General features: G+C 69.6%; 18 protein-coding genes. 4 read left to right on the top strand and 14 right to left on the bottom strand.

What is annotated here, in order from left to right; all coding sequences use genetic code 11:
• Positions 1-19 precede the first annotated feature (19 nt).
• The 3 genes from ACFOD4_RS05310 (at position 20) to ACFOD4_RS05300 (ending at position 2,726) form a co-directional block, all read left to right on the top strand.
• Positions 20-730 (top strand): GntR family transcriptional regulator, encoded by a 711-nt coding sequence (locus ACFOD4_RS05310; RefSeq protein WP_379594899.1) that lies wholly within the window; start codon positions 20-22, stop codon positions 728-730.
• Positions 727-1,650, top strand: a complete 924-nt coding sequence (locus ACFOD4_RS05305; RefSeq protein WP_379594898.1) for a dihydrodipicolinate synthase family protein — start codon at positions 727-729, stop codon at positions 1,648-1,650. The genes ACFOD4_RS05310 and ACFOD4_RS05305 overlap by 4 nt, the downstream gene beginning before the upstream one ends.
• Positions 1,651-1,754: 104 nt before the next feature.
• Complete coding sequence (locus ACFOD4_RS05300) at positions 1,755-2,726, top strand: tripartite tricarboxylate transporter substrate binding protein (protein ID WP_379594897.1); 972 nt, start codon at positions 1,755-1,757, stop codon at positions 2,724-2,726.
• Here the strand turns inward: ACFOD4_RS05300 and ACFOD4_RS05295 are convergent.
• Complete coding sequence (locus tag ACFOD4_RS05295) at positions 2,698-3,567, bottom strand: LysR substrate-binding domain-containing protein (protein ID WP_379594896.1); 870 nt, start codon at positions 3,565-3,567, stop codon at positions 2,698-2,700. The genes ACFOD4_RS05300 and ACFOD4_RS05295 overlap by 29 nt on opposite strands.
• A 63-nt stretch (positions 3,568-3,630) precedes the next feature.
• Between ACFOD4_RS05295 and ampC the strand changes: the two genes are divergently transcribed.
• Positions 3,631-4,815, top strand: coding sequence for a class C beta-lactamase (gene ampC / locus ACFOD4_RS05290; protein WP_379595258.1), 1,185 nt, complete (start codon positions 3,631-3,633; stop codon positions 4,813-4,815).
• 9 nt (positions 4,816-4,824) lie between these two features.
• Here the strand turns inward: ampC and ACFOD4_RS05285 are convergent, their stop codons facing one another.
• The 13 genes from ACFOD4_RS05285 to ACFOD4_RS05225 form a co-directional block, all read right to left on the bottom strand.
• Positions 4,825-6,303: a helicase HerA domain-containing protein gene (locus tag ACFOD4_RS05285; protein ID WP_379594895.1), complete on the bottom strand. Its 1,479-nt coding sequence runs from the start codon at positions 6,301-6,303 to the stop codon at positions 4,825-4,827.
• A gap of 101 nt (positions 6,304-6,404) precedes the next feature.
• Complete coding sequence (locus ACFOD4_RS05280; protein WP_379594894.1) at positions 6,405-7,649, bottom strand: ABC transporter substrate-binding protein; 1,245 nt, start codon at positions 7,647-7,649, stop codon at positions 6,405-6,407.
• A 208-nt stretch (positions 7,650-7,857) separates the two neighbouring features.
• Complete coding sequence (locus ACFOD4_RS05275) at positions 7,858-9,033, bottom strand: phosphoserine transaminase (protein ID WP_379594893.1); 1,176 nt, start codon at positions 9,031-9,033, stop codon at positions 7,858-7,860.
• A gap of 57 nt (positions 9,034-9,090) precedes the next feature.
• On the bottom strand, positions 9,091-9,918 hold the full coding sequence (locus tag ACFOD4_RS05270) for a PhzF family phenazine biosynthesis protein (protein WP_379594892.1): 828 nt from the start codon (positions 9,916-9,918) through the stop codon (positions 9,091-9,093).
• Positions 9,919-9,998: 80 nt separating this feature from the next.
• Positions 9,999-10,811, bottom strand: a complete 813-nt coding sequence (gene thiD, locus ACFOD4_RS05265) for a bifunctional hydroxymethylpyrimidine kinase/phosphomethylpyrimidine kinase (protein WP_379594891.1) — start codon at positions 10,809-10,811, stop codon at positions 9,999-10,001.
• Positions 10,811-12,199, bottom strand: coding sequence for a phosphoglucosamine mutase (glmM, locus tag ACFOD4_RS05260; RefSeq protein WP_379594890.1), 1,389 nt, complete (start codon positions 12,197-12,199; stop codon positions 10,811-10,813). The genes thiD and glmM overlap by 1 nt, the downstream gene beginning before the upstream one ends.
• A 125-nt stretch (positions 12,200-12,324) precedes the next feature.
• Complete coding sequence (gene folP, locus ACFOD4_RS05255; RefSeq protein WP_379594889.1) at positions 12,325-13,374, bottom strand: dihydropteroate synthase; 1,050 nt, start codon at positions 13,372-13,374, stop codon at positions 12,325-12,327.
• Positions 13,375-13,463: 89 nt separating this feature from the next.
• Positions 13,464-15,389, bottom strand: a complete 1,926-nt coding sequence (gene ftsH, locus ACFOD4_RS05250; RefSeq protein ID WP_379594888.1) for an ATP-dependent zinc metalloprotease FtsH — start codon at positions 15,387-15,389, stop codon at positions 13,464-13,466.
• 121 nt (positions 15,390-15,510) lie between these two features.
• Positions 15,511-16,698: a tRNA lysidine(34) synthetase TilS gene (gene tilS / locus ACFOD4_RS05245; protein WP_379594887.1), complete on the bottom strand. Its 1,188-nt coding sequence runs from the start codon at positions 16,696-16,698 to the stop codon at positions 15,511-15,513.
• Between the two features lie 41 nt (positions 16,699-16,739).
• Entirely contained in the window at positions 16,740-17,603 is an 864-nt protein-coding gene (locus ACFOD4_RS05240) for a tetratricopeptide repeat protein (protein ID WP_379594886.1), read from the bottom strand.
• Between the two features lie 143 nt (positions 17,604-17,746).
• The gene (gene pal / locus ACFOD4_RS05235) at positions 17,747-18,238 is read right to left on the bottom strand and encodes a peptidoglycan-associated lipoprotein Pal (RefSeq protein WP_379594885.1); all 492 of its coding nucleotides are present in this window, start codon (positions 18,236-18,238) and stop codon (positions 17,747-17,749) included.
• Between the two features lie 166 nt (positions 18,239-18,404).
• Complete coding sequence (gene tolB, locus ACFOD4_RS05230; protein ID WP_379594884.1) at positions 18,405-19,784, bottom strand: Tol-Pal system beta propeller repeat protein TolB; 1,380 nt, start codon at positions 19,782-19,784, stop codon at positions 18,405-18,407.
• Positions 19,781-20,561, bottom strand: a 781-nt coding sequence (locus tag ACFOD4_RS05225) for a hypothetical protein (protein WP_379594883.1), incomplete at its 5' end; no start/stop codon positions are given. The genes ACFOD4_RS05225 and tolB, both read right to left, overlap by 4 nt.

Below are 20,561 nucleotides of genomic sequence, written 5' to 3'. Positions count from 1 at the left end.
GAACTGGTAGCCTTGATCCATGTTCGACACCCCGCCCGGCCTTGTGCCGCTTGTTGCCGAGGACATGCTCTCGCTGGCCGACCGCGCATACCGGCGGCTCCGCGATGCCATCGTCGATGGCAGCCTGCCGGGCGGCGAGCGGGTTTCGGAGCGCTCGCTGGCGCAATCCCTCGGCATCTCGGCGCAGCCGGTGCGCGAGGCGCTGCGCCGGTTGGAAGCGGAGGGCATGGTGCTGACCCTGCCCCGCCGGGGCACGGTGGTGGCCGAGTTCACGCCGCAGCGCCTGGCGGAAATGGGCCTCATCCGCATCGCGCTGGAAGGCACCGCCGCCTCCCTCGCGGCGCGCCACGCGGCAGATGCGGAGCTGGCCGGATTGCGGGCGCAGCTCTCCGGCATGCGGCCGCTCAGCCGGGATGGCGACGTCGCCGGCCTGGCCGAGGCCAATGAACGGTTCCACGACGCGATCAATCGCCTGACCGGCAACGCCTTCCTGATCCGCTCGCTGGAAGCGCTTCGAGCCTATGACCACTTCGGACGCCTTCGCGCCCTGCGGGCCACGCCGCAGGAGCCGCGCCGTGCCTGGCGCGAACACGCGGGCATCCTGGCTGCCATCGTCCGCCGCGACCCCGAACGGGCGGAAGCGCGGATGCGCGCCCATGTGCGCCGGTCGCTGGCCGTCAGCGGCATCCTCGACGCCCTGGACATCCAAGAAAGGGAACGCCACCCATGAGTCAGACCCCGCTCCGGAAGGCCCTGAACGGCATTTCCGGCATCCTCGTTACTCCCTTCGACGCCGATGACAAGCTGGCGCCGCCGAAGCTGCGGCCGGTGGTTGACCGCGCAATCGGCGCCGGCGTGCATGTGCTGGTTGCCAACGGCAACACCAGCGAGTTCTATGGACTGACCACCGCCGAGGCGGAGCGGATGGTGCATGTCGCGGCCGAGCAGATCGGTGGCCGCGTGCCGCTGCTGGCCGGCATCGGCCGCTCTGTGCATGACGCCGTGGCACTGGCCAAGGCCTCGAAGGCCGCCGGCGCCTCGGCACTGATGGTGCACCAGCCGCCCGACCCGTTTGTTTCTCCCCGGGGCGTCGTCGCCTATGTGGAGCGCGTGGCCGAGGCCGGTGGCGGACTGCCCATCGTGCTGTATCTGCGCAACGACAGCATCGGCAACGACAACATTTTCGCGCTGTGCAAGGTGCCAGGCGTGGTGGGCGTGAAGTGGGCCGCTCCCACCCCGCTGCGCCTCGGTGAGATGATCCGTGCCACGCGCGGCATGGACATCGCCTGGGTCGGCGGTCTCGCCGAGACCTGGGCGCCACCGCTCTACGCCGTCGGCGCACGTGGCTTCACCTCCGGCCTGATCAATGTGTGGCCGGAACACTCGGTCGCCATCCATGCCGCGCTGGATGCCGGGGACTATGTGAAAGCGGCCGGGCTGATCGAGACCATGTCGGCCTTCGAGGCGCTGCGGGCCGAGGAACAGAACGGCACCAACGTGTCCGTGGTGAAGACGGCGCTGCAGATGATGGGCGATGACTGCGGTGCGACCCGCCCGCCTTCAGCCTGGCCGCTGACGCAGCGTGCCGAGGCCGAGCTGCGCAAGCGCCTCGGCGAATGGGGCCTGCTGCGGGCGGCCGCCGCCGAGTAAGGTCGGCGCGGGCGGCCCCTCGTCGCCCGTGGCGTGCCGCCTGTTCGCGTGAAGCGCCGTCCCGGCGCTTACGCCTCAACCGACGTCCAAGCAAAGGTCGAACCATGACCATTACACGCCGCGCGGCCTTGGCCGCGACACTGGCCATTCCCGCCGTCCTGGCCGGCCGCGGCGCCGCCGGGCAGTCCAACTGGCCGAACCAGACGGTGCGGATCATCGTGCCCTACACGCCCGGTGGCGCCTCGGACATCGCTGCCCGCCTGCTGGCTGAGAAGCTCACGGCAACCTGGAAGCAGTCGGTGGTGGTGGAGAACCGCACCGGCGCCAACGGCATCGTCGGCAGCGACGCCGTGGCGAAGGCGCAGCCCGATGGCGCGACGCTCGGCTTCGTGTCGGTGAACCATGCGGTCAACGCGGCGCTCTACACCACGCCGTTCGACACGCTGAAGGACTTCACCGTCATCACCCAGATCTATTCGGTGCCGCTGGTGCTGGTCACGGCGCCGGATTTCCCGGCCAAGACGGTGAAGGAGCTGATGGCGCTGGTGAAGTCGCGACCCGGCGAGATCACCTTCGCCAACACCGGCGGCGCCGTGCATCTGGCCGCCGAGATGTTCGCCCACCAGGTCGGCGCGCCCATGGTCAATGTGCCCTATCGCGGCTCCACCGCGGCCCATCCCGACCTGATCGGCCGGCGCGTGGACGTGATGTTCGACACGCTGCCGGCGGTGCTCGGCCATGTGCAGACGGGAAAGCTGAACGCCATCGCCACCACTGCCGCCGAACGCATCTCCGTGCTGCCCGACCTGCCCACTGTGGCGGAAAGCGGTCTGCCCGGCTTCGAGGCCTCGACCTGGGGTGCCATCATCGGGCCGGCCGGGCTGCCACAGCCCGTGGTCAACAAGATCGCGACCGATGCCGCAGCGCAGTTGCAGGTGGACAGCGTCAAGGAACGCTTCGCCGCCCTCGGCGCGACGCCGGTTGGCAGCAGGCCCGACGCGGCGCAGGGCTTCGTCCGCGAGGAACTGGTGAAGTGGCAGAAGGTCGTCACGGACGCGAAGATCGAGAAGCAGTAACCAGCCAGTCGCGGAAGGCCGTCATGGCCGCCGTTTCGGCACGGGACCTCAGCCGTGTCAGCCAGTAGGCACCGAGGGCGACCTCCGTCTCGAAGGGACGGACAAGCCTTCCCTCACCGAGGGCGAGCGCGAACATGCGGACCGGCAGCAGGGCGACACCCACGCCCTGCATCGCCGCCTCTGCCATGGTCAGCGACGAATCGAACACGAAGCCGCGCACGGCAGGGGCTGCCATCCCGGCAGCCTCGCACCAGCGCGGCCACTCATCCTGACGGTAGGAGCGCAGCAGCACCTCGCGTTCCAGATCCGCCGGCTCGTGCAACCGCGCCGCGATGTCCGGCGCGCAGAGCGGCGACAACGGTGCGGCGAACAGCGGATATGCCTCGGTTCCGTGCCATGCGCCGTCGCCGAAGCGGATGGCAAGATCCAGCCCTTCCCCGGCAGGGTCGACGCGGTTGTTGTTGGTCATCAGCCGAAGATCGACAAAGGGATGCGCTGCCCGGAAGGCGGGAAGGCGCGGCAGCAGCCACCCAGTGACAAAGGTGCCGACGGCTCCCAGCGTCAGCACTTCCCGCATCCGCCCGCCCTCGAAGCGATCCAGCGTGGCGCCGATGCGGCGAAAGGATTCGGTCAGCACCGGCAGCAGCGCTTCGGCCTCCGCGGTCAGAGCCAGGCCACGCGGCAACCGCCGGAACAGCGCCACACCCAAGGTTTCCTCCAGCGCTTTCACCTGATGGCTGATCGCAGCCTGGGTGACGCGCAGCTCCAGCCCAGCGCGGGTGAAGCTGAGATGCCGCGCGGCGGCTTCAAAGGCGCGGAGCGCATTCAGCGGAAGATGCACTGTCGGATCCGGAACGGATAAGATTTCCTAAGCCTTCACCCAAGGATTGCCCGTTTGTCCAGGGTGCTCGGCTTCGGCAGTGTCCGCCGGGTTGCGGACGGAGGACACGGCGTGCTGGGCAGGCGGGAATGGATGGTTGGGATGGTGGCGGCGGGGCTCATGCCTGCGGCGGCACGGTCGGCGGAGCCGCTTTCGGCGGTGGTGGGTCGTCACTTCGAGCCCCTGCTGGCCGCGCACGCGGTGCCAGGCATGAGCATCGCCGTGCTGCACCGTGGCGATGCTCATCTGTTCAGCTATGGCACAACCTCGGCGGCCGGCGGCGACAAGGTCACGGACAGCACGTTGTTCGAGCTGGGCTCCATCAGCAAAATCTTCACGGCTACCCTCGGCGGATTGGCCGAGGCACTCGGCCGGATCGCGCCCGGTGACCACCCCGGGCAGCACCTGCCAGACCTGCGCGGCACACCGATCGACGCGGCGACCCTGCTGCAGCTCGGCACCTACACGGCGGGCGGGCTGCCGCTGCAATTTCCGGATGGTTTGCAGGGCGAGGCGGCCATCCTGCGCTTTTTTTCAGCCTGGCGGCCGGAGGCGCTGCCGGGAACGCAGCGCCGCTACTCCAATCCCAGCATCGGCTTGTTCGGCCATGTCGCGGCGCGGGCCATGGGGGGTGCCTATGCCGAGCTGGCGGAGCGGGAGCTGTTTCCTGCCCTGGGGCTCCGCGATACCTACATCCATGTGCCGCGGGCGGCCATGCCGCGCTACGCCTGGGGGCACGGGCGCAACGGCGATCCGATCCGTGTCGCGGCCGGGCCGCTGGACGCAGAGGCCTATGGCGTGAAATCGACCGCCGCCGACATGCTGCGCTTCCTGCAGGCGCAGCTGCATCCGGACGGATTGCCCTCCGCTCTGCGACATGCCATCGCCATTACCCACGAGCCGCGCTACCGGTCTGGCGCCCTGGTGCAGGCATTGGGCTGGGAGCGATACTCCTGGCCCGCGCCGCTGGAGCGGCTTCTGGAAGGCAACAGCCCCGCAATGGCTTTGCAGCCCCACAGGGTGGAAACGCCAGTGCCGCAGAACGGCCGAGGAACGCTGCTGAACAAGACCGGCTCCACCAACGGCTTCGGCGCCTATGTGGCGCTGCTGCCGGAGCACGGCACCGGACTGGCCATGCTGGCGAACCGGAACCTGCCCAATGCGGAGCGGGTACGCGCGGCGCATGCGGTGCTGTCGGCGCTGGCGTAGGCGGACACCCTATCCCGCTGCCTCACCCGGTGCCGTTTCCCAACCCAGTCCGACCAGCGCCACGATGCGCCGTCCGGAGGCATCCGGGCGCTGCACGATGGCGCCCTGCTCCTCCAGCCAGCTCAACAGCCGCCGCGCACGGCCTGCGGAACGCGTACCATAGGCCTCGGCGATGGTGGCGTCGGACGGGCAAGGCAACCGGTCGAGCGCGGTGCGGGCCAGCAACAGGAAGACTCCCTGGGTATCCTCCGGCAGCGCGTTGGCGCGCGCTTCCGCCTCCCGCCACGCCTCGCCGGCAGCGGCTTCCTCGCCGACGCCGGCGCGAGCCACGGCCAGCATCCGCCGAAAGGCGGGGATCTCCGGCGGCTTGCCGCCGATGGCGTGGATGCGCAGCCGCACCAGGAAATCCTGGTACAGCACGGAAACGTTGCGGAAGGAGGCTTCCGGCTCGGCCAGGATCTGCCGCAGGATGTCGCCCATGCGCTGCTTGCGCTCAGCCAGTTCCTCCGCGCTTGGCGCCTCCTCGGCGCGCGGCGTGGCCACGGCTGGGCGAGCCTGGGCCAGCTGCGCCAGGATGTCGGGCGGCGGCGGCGCAGGGGCACGGCGCGGCGCGCGCGGCAGCGGGTCGGGCGCAGCGGCGGCCGCGAGCACCAGGGCCGCGGCATCCTCGGCCGGGGTCTGCGGCAGCGGGATCAGCCAGGGATTGGTTCCGCGGCTCTCCGTCTCCACGGTGCCGATCCGGATCGGCAGCGGCCGGCGGGAGAGTGCCGGGCCAAGCGCCACAAAGGCACCGCGCGGCAGGTCGCGGAACATCTCGGCCTGGCGCCGCTCCATGCCGAGCAGATCGGCCGCCCGTGCCATGTCGATGTCGAGAAAGGTGCGGCCCATCAGGAAATTGCTGGCCTCGGCAGCCACGTTCTTGGCCAGCTTGGCCAGGCGCTGGGTGGCGATGATGCCGGCCAGCCCGCGCTTGCGTCCGCGCGACATCAGGTTCGCCATGGCGCCGAGCGAGGCGCGCCGGGCCTCGTCCGACACTTCGCCGGCGGCGGCAGGGGCGAAGAGCTGTGCCTCGTCCACTACGACCAGCATGGGCGACCAATGGTCGCGATCGGCGTCGAACAGCCCGCCGAGAAAGGCGGCGGCGTGGCGCATCTGCCCATCGGCGTCGAGCCCCTCCAGGTTCAGCACCACAGAGACGCGGTGGGCCCGCACCCGGTCCGCGGCCCGCTGCAGCGCGGCCTCGTTGTGCTCGGCGGCATCGATGACAAGATGGCCGAAGCGGTCCGCCAGAGTGACGAAATCGCCTTCCGGATCAATCACGGCCTGCTGCACCCAGGGGGCGGATTGCTCCATCAGCCGGCGCAGCAGATGCGATTTGCCCGAGCCTGAGTTGCCTTGCACCAGAAGGCGTGTGGCCAGCAATTCCTCCAGATCCAGCGTTGCCGCCTGCCCAGAATTGGTCACGCCCATCTCGATGCCGATCGTCATTCCCCGCTCCGCCCGTTGCGGGCGGGGTGATACGACAGGCTGGCCTTTCCCGCCACGCCGCAGCGGCCAGGGCGGGGTCCATCGGAACGCGGGTCTGAAGCTCAGCGCTTGACCAGGGGGCACCCTCCCTCGCTCAGCGGCCTGAACGCCTCCTCCGCTGAGACCGTGCCCTGTAGCTTGTAGTAATCCCACGGCCCGCGGCTCTCCCCCGGTGCTTTGACCTCGAACAGGTAGGAGGGATGCAGCTTACGCCCATCTTGCCGCAGCGTGCCGGGGCCGAAGCAATCGTCATCGGTCGGCATGGCCTTCATGCGATTGACCAGATCGGCGCCGCTGGCGCGCGCGGCAGCCACACCCATGTCGCTGACGGCCTTCAGGTAGTGCAGCACGCCGGAATAGGTGCCGGCATGTTCCTGGTTGGGCCAGTTGCCGCCGACATGCGGCTTCACCCGCTCGGTAAAGCGGCGGGTGCGATCGTTCAGATCCCAGTAGAAGGCTTCGGAAAGCAGCAATCCCTGCGCCGTTTCCAGACCCAGCGAATGAATGTCGGTGACGAACATGGGCGTGCCGGCAAGCCGGGTGCCGCGCTGGGTGACGCCGAATTCCCGCGCCTGCTTGATGCAGTTCACCATGTCCGTGCCGGCCATCAGCAGGCCGACCACCTTGGCGCGGCTGCGCTGCGCCTGCACCAGGTAGGAGGCGAAGTCGGTGGTGCCGGGGAAGGGGAAGCGCGCCGAGCCAGTTACCTGCCCACCGCTATTCTCGACGAAGCGGCGCAGGTCGCGCTCCATCTGATGGCCGAAGGCATAGTCGGCGACGATCAAGAACCAGCTATCGCCGCCATTGCGCACAGTGGCCCGGCCCACCGTGTTGGCCAGCATCCAGGTATCGGCCGTCCAGTGCACGGTGTTGGCCGAGCAGCGCTCGCCGGTCAGCGCGGCAGACAGGGCGCCGGTGTTCACCTGCACCTTGTTCTTCTCCTGGACCAGCCCCGCGATGGCGAAGGCGATGGCCGAGTTGTTGACCTCGCAGATCATGTCGACGCCGCCCTGGTCAATCCATTGCCGTGCCATGGCCAGGGCGACATCGGGCTTGTTCTGGTGGTCGCCCTGCAACATCTCCACCGCGATGCCGCGGGCGGAAAGGTCGAGATCCCGCGCCGCCTGCGCCGCGCAGGCCAGCGCCGTGGGTCCGGATGTATCGCGATAAGGGCCGGAGAAATCCGCCAGCACGCCGATGCGGATGGGCGCTTGCGACTGCGCACGGGTGTGGCGGGCGGGAAGAGCGAGGGGCGCCAGCAAGGCGGCGCCCCCTGCCAGGAAGTGGCGGCGCTTGGCATGAGGCATGTGTCGGACCTTCCCCCTTGCGGCGGCGCTCACCGCCGCCTTGCAGCAATGATCGCCACGCGGCCAGAAGCCGACAAGGAAAAATTCAGCCCGCGAAACAGCCTTCAGGATGCGGAATGGGACGCCAGCCCAAGTCTTGCCGCCTGCCGCCTGCCGCCTGCCGCCTGCCGCTGGCCGCTGGCCGCTGGCCGCTGGCCGCGAGCGTCCGTCAGTTCAGGGCGAAGTTCGCCTCGACCACGTCCATGGCCCAGTCGATCCAGGGCAGCAGCGCCCGGAGGTCTTCCGCCTCCACCGTGGCGCCGCCCCAAAGGCGAAGTCCTGGTGGCGCATCACGGTAGGGCGCCGCATCCAGCGCCACTCCTTCGCGCTCCAGCGCCTGCGCCAGAGTTCGGCCTGCTTCCGCCTGCTTTTCCGGCGCCAGGACGGTGAACCAGGGCGCCACCACCTTGAGGCAGATCGAGGTGCAGGAGCGCGCGGCCGCATCCTCGGCCAGGAAGGCGAAACGATCCTGTCCCGCCACCCAATCCGCCACGACGGCGAGATTGGCTTCCGAGCGGCCGATCAGTGCCGGCAGCCCGCCCATGCCCTCGGCCCAGCGAAGCCCGTCCAGCGCGTCCTCGACGCAGAGCATGGAGGGGGTGTTGATGGTGTCACCGGCAAAGATCCCTTCGATCAGCTTGCCGCCCTTTGTCAGGCGGAAGATCTTGGGCAGCGGCCAGGAAGGAGTATGGCCTTCCAGCCGGGCCACGGCACGCGGCGACAGCGCCAGCATGCCATGCGCCGCTTCGCCCCCCAGCACCTTCTGCCAGGACCAGGTCACAACATCGAGCTTGGCCCAGTCGAGATCCATGGCAAAGGCTGCAGAAGTGGCGTCGCAGATCGCCAGCCCTTCCCGGTCCGCCGCGATCCAGCCTGCGTCCGGCAAGCGCACGCCGCTGGTGGTGCCGTTCCAGACGAAAACGAGGTCGCGCGCCGGATCGGCCTGCGACAGATCCGGGAGCTGGCCATAGGGTGCTTGCAACAGACGCACGTCGGGCAGGCGAAGCTGCGCCGTGATGTCAGTGGCCCATTCGCCGGAGAAGCTTTCCCAGGCCAGCACATCGACCCCGCGCGGGCCCAGCAGCGACCACAGCGCCATCTCCACGGCGCCGGTGTCGGAGGCCGGCACGATGCCGAGCCGCCAATCCGGAGGCATGCGGAGGACGGATTTGGAGCGCTCGATCACCTCGGCCAGGCGTGCCTTTGCCGGAGCAGCGCGATGGCTACGGCCCAGCAGCGCCGCTTCCAGTCCCGCCAGCGACCAGCCAGGGCGCTTGGCGCACGGGCCGGAAGAGAAGCAGGGATTGGCCGGGCGCCGCTCGGGGCGGGGGTGGGGTCGGGCCATGGATTCACTCGCTCGGTGGTCGATCGGAGTGGGGTTTGCGCCGCGCCGGGCGAGGGATCAAGCCTGGTCGGACAGCAGCGCCTCGCCACGCGCGTAAAGCACGGCGTGCCCGCCGATTTGCACCCGGTCGCCGGCGAGGGTGCACCACAGCGTGCCGCCCCGCACGCTGGCCTGATGGCAGACCAGGGTGTTGCGCCCCAGCTTCTCCGCCCAGAGCGGCAGCAACTGCAGGTGCGCGGCACCCGTCACCGGGTCCTCGGGAATGCCGACAACGGCGGCGAAGTAGCGCGAAACGATGTCATGCATCCCGTCATCGCCGCGGGCCGTGGCGATCACCCGGGCCGGTCCCGCCGGGGTTTCCGCGCCGGCCAACGCTGCGATGCGGCCATGGTCGGGGAACAAGGCCCGCACGGTTTCCGGGCTGTCGAAGACGCAGATCCAATCCCGTGCCTTCCACACTTCACGCGGAACCGCGCCCAGTGCGGCCGCCAGCCCGGGCTGTGAGCCGCCGAGCCGGCGTGGCGGATTGGCTGGAAAGTCGAGCACGAAGCGCTCCCCTTCCCGGGCCACGCCCAGCATGCCGGACAAGGTGCGGAAACGGAACGGCCCCGGCTCCCCCTGCTCGGTCGCCAGAACAAAAGCGGCCGCCAGCGTGGCATGGCCGCAGATGGCCACCTCGGTGGTCGGGGTGAACCAGCGCAGGTGCCACTGCCCCGGGCCTTCGGGCACCAGGAAGGCGGTTTCGCTGACATTGTGCTCGGCGGCCATCTGCCGCATGCGCGCCTCGGGCATCCAGGCCTCCAGCGGCACCACCACCGCCGGATTGCCCGCGAACAGGTCCGAGGTGAAGGCATCGACATGGAAGAAGGGCACGCGGCGGACCATCGGAGCCTCGAACAGTTCGGTGGAGGCTCAGCCTGCGCCCGCAGCGGCCGGTTGCGAAGCACGCATCCGGCCGCGACGCGTCATGACAGGGTTGCGAGACGCGCCGGGTCCAAGGTCACGGCGTGGTTCAGCGGCCCGTGCCCCCGTCCAAATCCGGGCGCGGTGCGGATCGCTTCCCGAACATAGGCGCGGGCGCGCTCCACCGCCTCCCGCAATCCCAGACCCTGCGCCAGGCCGGCCGCCACGGCGGAAGCCAGCGTGCAGCCCGTGCCATGGGTATGCCGACTGGCAATGCGCGGTGCCTCGAACAAGGCCTCGCCCTCGCGCGTTGCCAGCAGGTCGGTGACGGTGTCGCTTTCCAGATGCCCGCCCTTCAGCAGCACCGCCGGCACGCCGAGTGCCAGAATGACGGACGCCGCCGCGCGCATCGTGTCCACCCCGTCGATGACCTGGCCGGACAGCACCTCGGCCTCCGGGATGTTCGGGGTGATCACCGTGGCCAGCGGCAGCAGGCGCCGCTTCAGCGTGCCTACCGCATCCTCGCCCAGCAGCGGGTGGCCGCCTTTGGCCACCATCACCGGGTCCGCCACCAGCGGCAGGCGCGGATGTGCCTCCAGTTCGTCGCACACGGCACCGATCGTCGCCGCATCGGCCAGCATTCCGGTCTTGATGGCATCAGCGCCGATATCGGCCAAGGTCAGGCGGATCTGGTGGCGGATGAAGTCCAGCGGCACGGCATGGACGCCGTGGACGCCCAGCGTATCCTGCGCCGTCAACGCGGTGATGGCGGTCGCACCATAGGCGCCAAGGGCTGTTGTCGCCTTGATGTCGGCCTGGATGCCGGCACCACCACCTGAATCCGAGCCGGCGATGATCAGGACGCGCCCGCGCATCAGCCGGCCTCGACCTTGGCCCGGGCGGGCCCCGCGGCGGCTCGGGCGCGGATCAGCCCCGCCAGTTCCTGCACAGTGCGCTCGACCAGGGCCTCTTCCTCGGCCTCGGCCATGACGCGGATCACCGGCTCAGTGCCGCTGGCCCGGATCAGCACGCGCCCGCGTGCGCCGAGGCCGGATTCGGCCGCCGCGATGGCGTCGATGATGGCCTCGTCCTGCAACGGGCTGGCGCCGGCATAGCGTACGTTCACCAGGCGTTGCGGCAGCGGCTGGAAAGGCCGGCACACCGCGCTTGCAGGATGTCCCTCCTCCACCAGCACGGCCAACACCTGAAGCGCGGCAGCTAGGCCATCACCGGTAGTGCCGAAATCGCTCAGGATCATGTGGCCCGATTGCTCACCGCCCAGGTTGCAGCCGGCTTCGCGCATGCGCTCGGAAACGTAGCGGTCGCCCACCTTGGTGCGCAGCAGGCCCAGGCCGATCCCCTTCAGGAACCGCTCCAGACCGAGATTGGACATCACCGTGGCCACCACCGCATCTCCGCGCAGACGCCCCTGCCCTTTCCAGGAGCGCGCCACGGTGGCGAGGATCTGGTCGCCATCCAGGATCTGGCCGTTCTCGTCGGCCAGCACCAGCCGGTCGGCATCGCCATCCAGTGCGATACCCAGATCCGCCCGGCGTTCCCGCACCAGCTCGGCCATGCGCGAAGGCGCGGTGGAGCCGCATTCGCGATTGATGTTGAAACCGTCCGGCGCAACGCCCACCGGCACCACCTCCGCACCGAGCTCCCACAGCACGGTCGGCGCGACCTTGTAGGCAGCGCCATGCGCGCAATCGATCACGATGCGCTTGCCAGCGAGGCTGAGGCCTTTCGGGAAGGTCGCCTTCACCGCCTCGATGTAGCGGCCCGGCGCATCTTCCAGCCGCGACGCGCGTCCCAGCCGGGACGGTGCCACCAGGCCGGAGGACAGGTCCCCCGCCATCAACGCCTCGATCTCGGCCTCCTCGCCATCGGACAGCTTCAGCCCGTCCGGGCCGAACAGCTTGATGCCGTTATCCTCGAACGGGTTGTGGCTGGCCGAGATCATCACGCCCAGATCGGCCCGCAGGGAGCGGGTCAACATGGCGATCGCCGGCGTCGGCAAAGGGCCGACCAGCACCACGTCCATGCCCGCGCCGACGAAGCCCGCGGTCAGCGCGGGCTCCAGCATGTAGCCCGAGAGCCGCGTATCCTTGCCGATCACCACGCGGTGGCGGTGGCTGCCGCGATTGAAGAAGCGTCCCGCCGCCTGCCCCAGTCTGAGCGCCGTTGAGGCGTCCATGGGCGCACGATTGGCCACGCCCCGGATGCCGTCCGTGCCGAACAACCGGCGCTCCGCGTGAGACATGCGGGCTTCTCCCCTTTGATGCGGTTCCAGGAAGCGCTTTAGCGCAAAGCCCGGCTCGGACGAAATCAGCGCTTACGCCGCAGGCGTGGCACGGGTTCGGACCGGATCAAGCGCTTCCGGGCGCCTCAACCTTCCTCCGCCCGTCCCTTGGCGCAGGCTTGCCACAGGCGCAGCGCCTGCACGGTTTCTGCAACATCGTGCACGCGCAGGATGGAGGCGCCCAGCGACGCACCGGCCAGTGCCACCGCCAGGCTGCCGGCAAGGCGGCGCTCCGCCTGCTCCACGCCGCTGATCGTGCCGACGAACCGCTTGCGCGACGCACCCACCAGGACCCGGCAGCCAATGCCCGCCAGCAAAGGCAGCCGGTTCATCAGCCGCAGATTCTGCTCCACCGTTTTGCCGAAGCCGAGCCCCGGATCCACCACGATCCGACCGCGCTGGATGCCGAGCGCCTCCGCCGTCTCAACGCGCTGGCGCAGAAATCGGGCCACGTCCAGCACCACATCGTCATAACGAGTGGCCGCATGCATGGCCTTCAGGTCAAGGGCGGGCATGTGCATCAGCACCACCGGCGCCCGGCTTTCCTTCACCAGCCGGGCGGAACGGGGGTCCTGCCGCAGGGCGGAAATGTCATTGATGATCTCCGCGCCCGCCTCCAGCGCTGCCTGCATGGTGGCGGGATGGCGAGTATCCACGCTGACCACCGCCGCCTTGGACAGTTCCCGCACCACCGGGAGGATGCGGGCCATCTCCTCTTCGGCGCTCAGTGGCGCGGCGCCTGGCCGGGTGCTCTCGCCGCCGATATCGAGGATGTCGGCGCCCTGATCCAGCATGGCATGTCCGGCGGCGATGGCGGCGCCGGCCTCCATCCGCTGCCCGCCATCCGAAAAGCTGTCGGGGGTGACGTTGAGGATGCCCATCACCAGCGGCCGGTCAACGGGCAGCCCGGCCAAAGGCAGTGGCCGGCGCGTGGCGGCGCTGAGCAGCGCTTCCCACTCATCCCCCAGTTCGCGCGGGGGATGCAGGCCCAGATCCTCGCCATCGCAGATCAGCCGCACCAGGGTGAAGGCCGAGGGTCCGCCTGCCAGCGGAAGGGCGTGGCCGTCGCGCACGGCCTGGAAGGCCACCGGCCCGTGCAACAGGCCCACCGGCTCGATCCAGCGCTCGGAAGTCATGGCAAGAGGCGTCCCCGAAACAGAAAGGGCCCCGTTTCCGGGGCCCCTTCATTATCGCATTCCCGTGAGGAACGGAAACGCCTTCGGGTTCAGGTGCCGGGCTGCGGCGCCGGGTTGCCGTAGCCTCCGCCAGGGCGGGTCGGACGGCCGGAGCTCGGCACACTGCCCCGGCCAGAGGGCACCGGCTCATCCGGCCGGTCACGTACCACCGGGTCGCCCTTGATGACGGAGCGGATCTCGTCACCCGACAGGGTCTCATGTTCCAGCAGGCCTTTGGCCAGGGCGTGCAGCTCATCGATATGGGTCTGCAGCGTGTGCTTGGCGCTGGCATAGGCATCATCGATGATGGAGCGGATCTCGCTATCGATCTCCCGCGCCGTCGCCTCCGAGACACCCTTGTTCTGCTGCACCGAATGACCGAGGAACAGCTCCTGGCTGTTCTCGCCATAGGCAATCATGCCGAGCTTCTCGCTCATGCCCCACTCGGTGACCATGCGACGGGCCTGGTCGGTCGCCATCTTGATGTCGCCCGAGGCCCCGTTGGAGACCTTGTCGGCGCCGAAGATCAGCTCCTCGGCGACGCGGCCACCCATGGCCATGGCCAACTCCGCCTTCAGCTTGCTCTTGTGCTTGCTGTAGCGGTCACCGGCCGGCAAGGACATGACCAGGCCCAGGGCTCGGCCGCGGGGAATGATGGTGGCCTTGTGGACAGGATCGCATTCCGGCTCATGGAGCGCGACCAGCGCGTGACCGGCCTCATGGTAGGCCGTCATCTTCTTCTCGTCGTCCGACATCACCAGCGACCGGCGCTCGGCGCCCATCAGCACCTTGTCCTTGGCCATCTCGAACTCGTGCATGCCGACGGTGCGGCGGCCCGAGCGCGCGGCCAACAGGGCCGCCTCGTTGACCAGGTTGGCAAGATCGGCGCCGGAAAAGCCCGGCGTGCCGCGCGCGATGGTCTTCGGGTCGACGTCGGAGGCCAGCGGCACCTTGCGCATGTGCACGCGCAGGATCTTCTCGCGGCCCGACACGTCGGGATTCGGCACCACAACCTGGCGGTCGAAGCGGCCGGGGCGGAGCAGCGCCGGGTCCAGCACGTCCGGGCGGTTCGTCGCGGCGATCAGGATCACACCCTCATTCGCCTCGAACCCGTCCATCTCCACCAGCATCTGGTTGAGGGTCTGCTCGCGCTCGTCATTGCCGCCGCCGAGGCCGGCACCGCGGTGGCGGCCCACCGCGTCGATCTCGTCGATGAAGATGATGCACGGCGCGTTCTTCTTGCCCTGCTCGAACATGTCGCGCACGCGGCTGGCGCCGACGCCCACGAACATCTCGACGAAGTCGGAGCCCGAGATGGTGAAGAACGGCACGTTGGCCTCGCCGGCGATGGCGCGGGCCAGCAGCGTCTTGCCGGTGCCCGGAGGGCCGACCAGCAAGCAGCCCTTGGGGATCTTGCCGCCGAGGCGCTGGAACTTCTGCGGGTCGCGCAGGAAGTCCACGATCTCCTCCAGCTCGCCCTTGGCCTCGTCGATGCCGGCCACGTCCTCGAAGGTGACGCGTCCCTGCTTCTCGGTCAGCAGCCGGGCGCGGGACTTGCCGAAGCCCATGGCACGACCGCCGCCACCCTGCATCTGGCGCATAAAGAAGATCCAGACGCCGATCAGCAGCAGCATCGGGAACCAGGACAGCAGGTAGTGGAACAGCGGATTGACGTCGCTTTCCTCCGGCCGGGCAACGACCCGCACACCCTTGTCGGTCAGCTTGCTGACCAGGGTGGGATCTTCCGGCGTGTAGGTGGAGAAGTTGCGGCCATCGGAAAGTTGCCCGGTCAGGGTACGGCCCTGGATGGTGACATCACGGACGCGGCCGCTGTTCACCTCGTTCAGGAAGTCGCTATAGGCAACCTGCTGGCCGGTCTGGCGGGTGGAGGATGATGGCTGGAAAAGATTGAACAGCGCTACCAGAAGCAGCGCCACAATCACCCAGAGCGCCAGATTGCGGCCGAAATTGTTCACCGTCGGGTTCCCATCCGTAAGCGTCCCGGCGGAGAGAGTGCCGGGGTGCCAAAGGGCAAGATAGGGTGTCGCACGCGGTTCTGAAACCTCGATGCCGCACCCATCTTGCAACCTGTTCACTTTAGCCGATCAGTGGCCCTCCCTGGGGATCAAATTCCGCTTGCAACGAGGCGTCGAGGGCGGGAATCGTCAGAATTGTCCCGTTCCTCAGAAGGGCCGGCAAACCGGCCACCACCCGTGCAGGCAAGCCGAGCCGGCGCCGGCGTGGGATGGCGATCACCCCGGCCCCCACCGCGCCCCAGAACAGCGGGCCACCCTCTTGTCCCTCATCCGGAGCGCTCTGCGCCAGCCGCCAGCGTCCATCCCATAACGCGCCCCGCACGGCGGCAATCGGGGCCGCGCAGGCCGAAGGCTCGCGGCACAGAACGTTGTCCTGCCACAGCACCCCGTGCAGCGTGCCACCCCCTCTCGCCAGCAGCGAGCGCACGGCACCGCAGGCGGGTGCGTGCCTCGCTCCGCCCAGCAGCCGCAGCAGCGCCGCCAGCGCGACCTCGGCCACGCCGTCAAGGCCCAACGCCGAGGGATCGAGACGCGCCCATCCTTCCGGCCGCAAGGTCACAGCCGCCGCAAGGCGTGCCGCGACGGTGCCGCGCATGGCTTCTCGCCGCCGGGCGAATGCCATGGCGGCGTCGCCCAGGGCCGCGACGCCGGCACCCGTGCCGGAAGGATCCGCCAAAGCTTTGCGAAGGGTCACCCGGGTGAAGCGCTGGTCGTCATTGGACGGGTCACGCAGCGGCGCAAGCTTTCGGCTGAGCAGCAACGCCTCCAGCCGGGCCGGCGCCATCCGCAGCAATGGCCGAAGAATGACGGCCTGCCGCGCCGCCCGCCATTCCGCCATGCCGGCCAGGCCAGCGGGGCCACTGCCGCGCAAGGCGCGGAACAGCACCGTCTCGGCCTGATCCATGGCGTGATGCCCGAGCAACAGGAAAGGCCTGCCGCACCCTGCGCACTCCGCCAGCAGGGCAGCCAGCCTGGCTTCTCGCGCACGCTCCTGCATCGCTGGGCCTGGCGGCAGGCCCAGGGGCAGGATCACACCCTCTATACCCTGCGACGCGAGGGTCCGCGCTGTCCACTGCGCTTCGCTGCCGCTGGCCGGGCGCAGGCCGTGATCGGCGATGAGCGCAACGGCGTCACCGCCCCTCGCCCGCGCGAAGCCCTGTGCCAGCAGCGCCAGGGCCATTGAATGCGGGCCGCCAGACACCCCCACTGCCAGGCGCGGCGCTGGGCCGAACGGGCCCAGCGGCGCCATCAGGTCGGCGAACTCCTCCGCCGAGGGCGGGGTGTCAGCCCTCAGCGGCAGCCGCCTCGCTGCCTCGCCTCGGTCGCACGGGTCGCTAGATTGCCCGACAAGCGAGGGAACTCGCTGCGCAGATCAGCCAGCGTCGCGCAGGCCTCGGTCTTGGCACCGAAGCCCAGAAAGGAACTGGCGAGGCCCAGCAGCGCTTCGGGCGCCCGGGCCGTGCCGCGGTTGCGGCGATAAGCGTCATCATAGGCCAGGGCAGCATTCTGGAAGTCGCGCCGGCCCAGCAGCGCGTCGCCCAGCAGGATCTGCGCATCCTGCGCGCGGGCGGTGTTGCGGGCGGCGATCACTTCCCGCGCCGCGGCTTCGGCGGCCGCGAAATCCCGCCGGCCCAGTGCGGCCTGCCCTTCGGCCAGCGCGCGCTCAGCGGTGCGGGGAGCATTGCTGGCCGGAGGCTGCGCGGCCGCCGGCTGGCGCGGCGCCTCGGCCTCGCTGCGCTGTTGGGGCCGTGGCGTGTCGGACCGGCCGCCGCCTTCCAGCTGCTGCAGCCGGTAGTCCATGTCGCCCTGCAGCTTCTCCACCGCCTGCTGCGTCGAGCGCATCCGGAAATCGGCCTCCTGCAACTGGCCACGGAGACTGCGGACCTGCTCTTCCAGGCTGTTCACCCGGTCCAGGAGCTGCCCCGTCAGTTCGCCACCGCCTGGGGACACGCCTGGGCGGGGCTGACCCATGGGCACCGGTGCGCCCATGCCGCCGCCACCGCCACCGCCACGGCGAAGCGCCTCGACCTCCTGCCGCAACTGCAGGATCTGGTTCTGCAGCGCGATCCCCTCGCGGCTGTCCATCTGCGCCAGGGCAGAAGGCGCGGCCAGCAGGGGCAGCAGTGGTGCCATGAGAAGGATCTTGCGGAGCATGGGGCAGGTCCTTGTCGGTCAGGGGCCGGGAAAAAGGCGGCCGCAGATGCAAAACGGCGGCCCCGTCGCCAGGTGCCGCCGCTTCTCTCATGCGTCCGGCGCCACGCGTCAATGCGCGGGCCGGGCCATGCGTCAGATGGTCCTCAGCGGACCACGGTGACGGCGCGGCGATTCTGCGCCCAGGCATCCTCGGAAGAGCCGAGGGCGGCCGGGCGGTCCTTGCCATAGGAGATGGTGGACAGTCGCTGCGACGACACGCCGGAGGCCACCAGCACGTCGCGGGCCGCATTGGCGCGGCGCTGGCCCAGGGCCAGGTTGTATTCGCGCGTACCGCGCTCGTCGGCATGGCCTTCCACGCTCACCTGCACCTGCGGATACTGGGCAAGCCAGGCCGCTTGGCGCTGCAGCGTCGGGCGCTGGTCGCCGCCGACCGAGGAGCTGTCCAGCGCGAAGAAGACGCGGTCGCCAACATTGGCGACGAGGTCTTCCTGGCTGCCCGGGCGCACCGCGCCGGCGCCCATCATGCCGGTTCCGCCGGCGGCGCCGGCGCCGGTGGCGGCACCCGAGGTGTCCTCACTGGCGCAGGCCGTAAGAAGTGCGGCGGCGGCAAGTGCGCCGAGGAGCTTGGTGTTCATCGTCCGATTCCTATGTGAGACGGCGAATTACCGCAGCGGTTACGCTCTGATTGAGGCAGGTTCAAGGCAGCTAAACCAGCGCGCACCGAATGGTTGCCCTCCCGAAACTGCAAGGCTTCCGCATGGTTGCGCAAGGCAAATCATTCTTCGCCTGACGGATGCTGCTTCACGAGGACAACAGCGGCGACCAATTCGGGTCGGTCGCATCGGTGGGCGTGATCACCTGCCGCTCGTTGAACCCGGCGATGTCGATCATCGACAGCCGTGCCGAATAGCCGCCGCCCCGCGAATCGCGGGCGGGATTCTCCCGGTAGAAGGTGAGGACGCGGCCATTTGGCGCAAAGCTCGGCCCTTCCATGGACCAGCCTTCCGAAAGGATTCGCTCGCCGGACCCGTCGGGGCGCATCACACCGATGCCGAAGCGGCCCCCACCCATGCGGGTAAAGGCGATCAGGTCACCGCGGGGCGACCAGACCGGCGTGGCGTAGCGGCCATTGCCAAAGGAAATGCGGCGCGCGCCGCCGCCGTTCGCGTCCATGACATAGATTTGCTGGTCGCCGCCTCGGTCCGAGTTGAACACGATCTGCGTGCCGTCCGGCGAATAGCAGGGAGACACATCGAGCCCGCCGCCCGAGGTGAGCTGCCGCTCCCGTCGCGTCGCCAGGTCCACCACGTAGATGTTGGCATCCCCACCCCGGGCCGAGGACAGCACCACCGATCGGCCATCCGGCGAGAACCGGGGTGACAGGGTCATGCCCTGGAAATTGCCCAGCACTTCCTGGCGGCCGCTGTTCAGGTCGAACAGGTAAACACGCGGCTGGTTGTTGTTGTACGACATGAAGGCGATCTGCCGCGCATTCGGGTGGAAGCGCGGCGTCAGGGCCTGGAAGTTGCCGTCGGTCAGGAAGCGGTTGTTCTCGCCATCCTGGTCCATGATGGCGAGACGCCGGGTCCGGCGGTCGCGTGGCCCGGTCTCGGCGATGTAGACGATGCGGGTGTCGAAATAGCCCTTCTCGCCCAGCATGCGCTCATAGATGACGTCCGAGATCACATGGGCGATCTGCCGCCAGTTGTTGGCGTTCGCGGTGTAGGCGGTGCCCTGGAGCTGCTGCTCCGAGGATACCTCCCACAGGCGGAACTCGATGCGCGAACGGTCGCCCTGCGGCTCGGCCCGCCCCGTCACCAGCGCCTGTGCGCCGATCACCCGCCAGTCCTGGAAGCGCGGCGCCGCGGCGGCGGCTTCTGGCGTCTGGATGTAGGCAGCGCGGTCCACCGGACGGAACAGGCCGGAATTGCGCAGGTTGTTGGTGATCACCTGAGTGATGTTGCGGCCGAGCTGCTGCGCCTGCGGGGTGGAGCCGGCCAGGTCGGGCAGCGCGATCGGAATGGGATCGGTGCGGGCCCGGGTGATGTCGATGGTCTGCCCGCCGGCGGCCGGCCCGCCCGGCGACGGCGCCTGGGCCCGCACGAGGGAAGGTGCTGCCAGCAGCCCCGCCCCGCCCAGGAGCGCGAGACGGCGGGAGAGAAGCAGGTTCGGCTGGTTCATCGGACGAGGCCCCTCGGGTTGAAGCGGAAGGTGGCGTTGGCGAGCGACGGAATCTTCTCGCGCGGAATGGGCAGCGGGCTGCATTTGACGTCCATCAGGGCACGACGCGCGCTTTCATATACGGCGCGCGCACGGGGATCCGACGGAACGCTGCTCGCCGGGCGGACGTTGCGGATGGTGCCGCCGCTGTCGATCTCCACGCGCAGCTCCACCGTGATCTGGTCGAGGTTGAGCATGCCCGCATCCACCGACCAGCACTCGCTGATGCGATCGGCGACGCCGCGGATCTCGCCCTGGGTCAGCAGGGCGTTGCCGGTGGGCGTGCCGCCCCCGGCGGCGGTGCGGCCGGCCTGCGGAGCCGGGCGGGCGCGCGGCGCCTCGTTCTGCTGCTGCGACGCCCGCAGCCGCTCCAATGTCGACAGCACGGAGGAGGAACGCTCCTCGGTGCGGGGCGGCGGGTCGGTGCGGCCGGTGCCTGCCTGCTGGCTGGGACGCGGCGGAGGCGGTGCCGTCGAGGGCTGCGTCGGCGTCGCGCGCGGCGGGTTCGGTGGCGCGGCAGGCTGCGCAGGCTGCGGCGTGCGCTCCGGCTGCGGCGGGGCCGGCGTGGGGGGCGGCGGCTGCGGCAGAGGTGGTTGCGCCTGTTGCGGCTGCGGGCGTTCGGCCGGGGTCGGTGTGGTGGCCTGCGGAGCCTGCGGCGCGGGTGGCGCCGGCTGAGCGGCTGGCGCTGGGGTCGGTGGCGGCGGCGCCGGCATGGGCGGCGGCGGAGCCGGCGGGGTG

It is taken from the genome of Teichococcus globiformis, assembly GCF_042646265.1.
Classification (GTDB): domain Bacteria; phylum Pseudomonadota; class Alphaproteobacteria; order Acetobacterales; family Acetobacteraceae; genus Pseudoroseomonas; species Pseudoroseomonas globiformis.
Note: the sequence above shows the minus strand (reverse complement) of the source record. Positions and strands in the feature narration are given on the sequence as shown.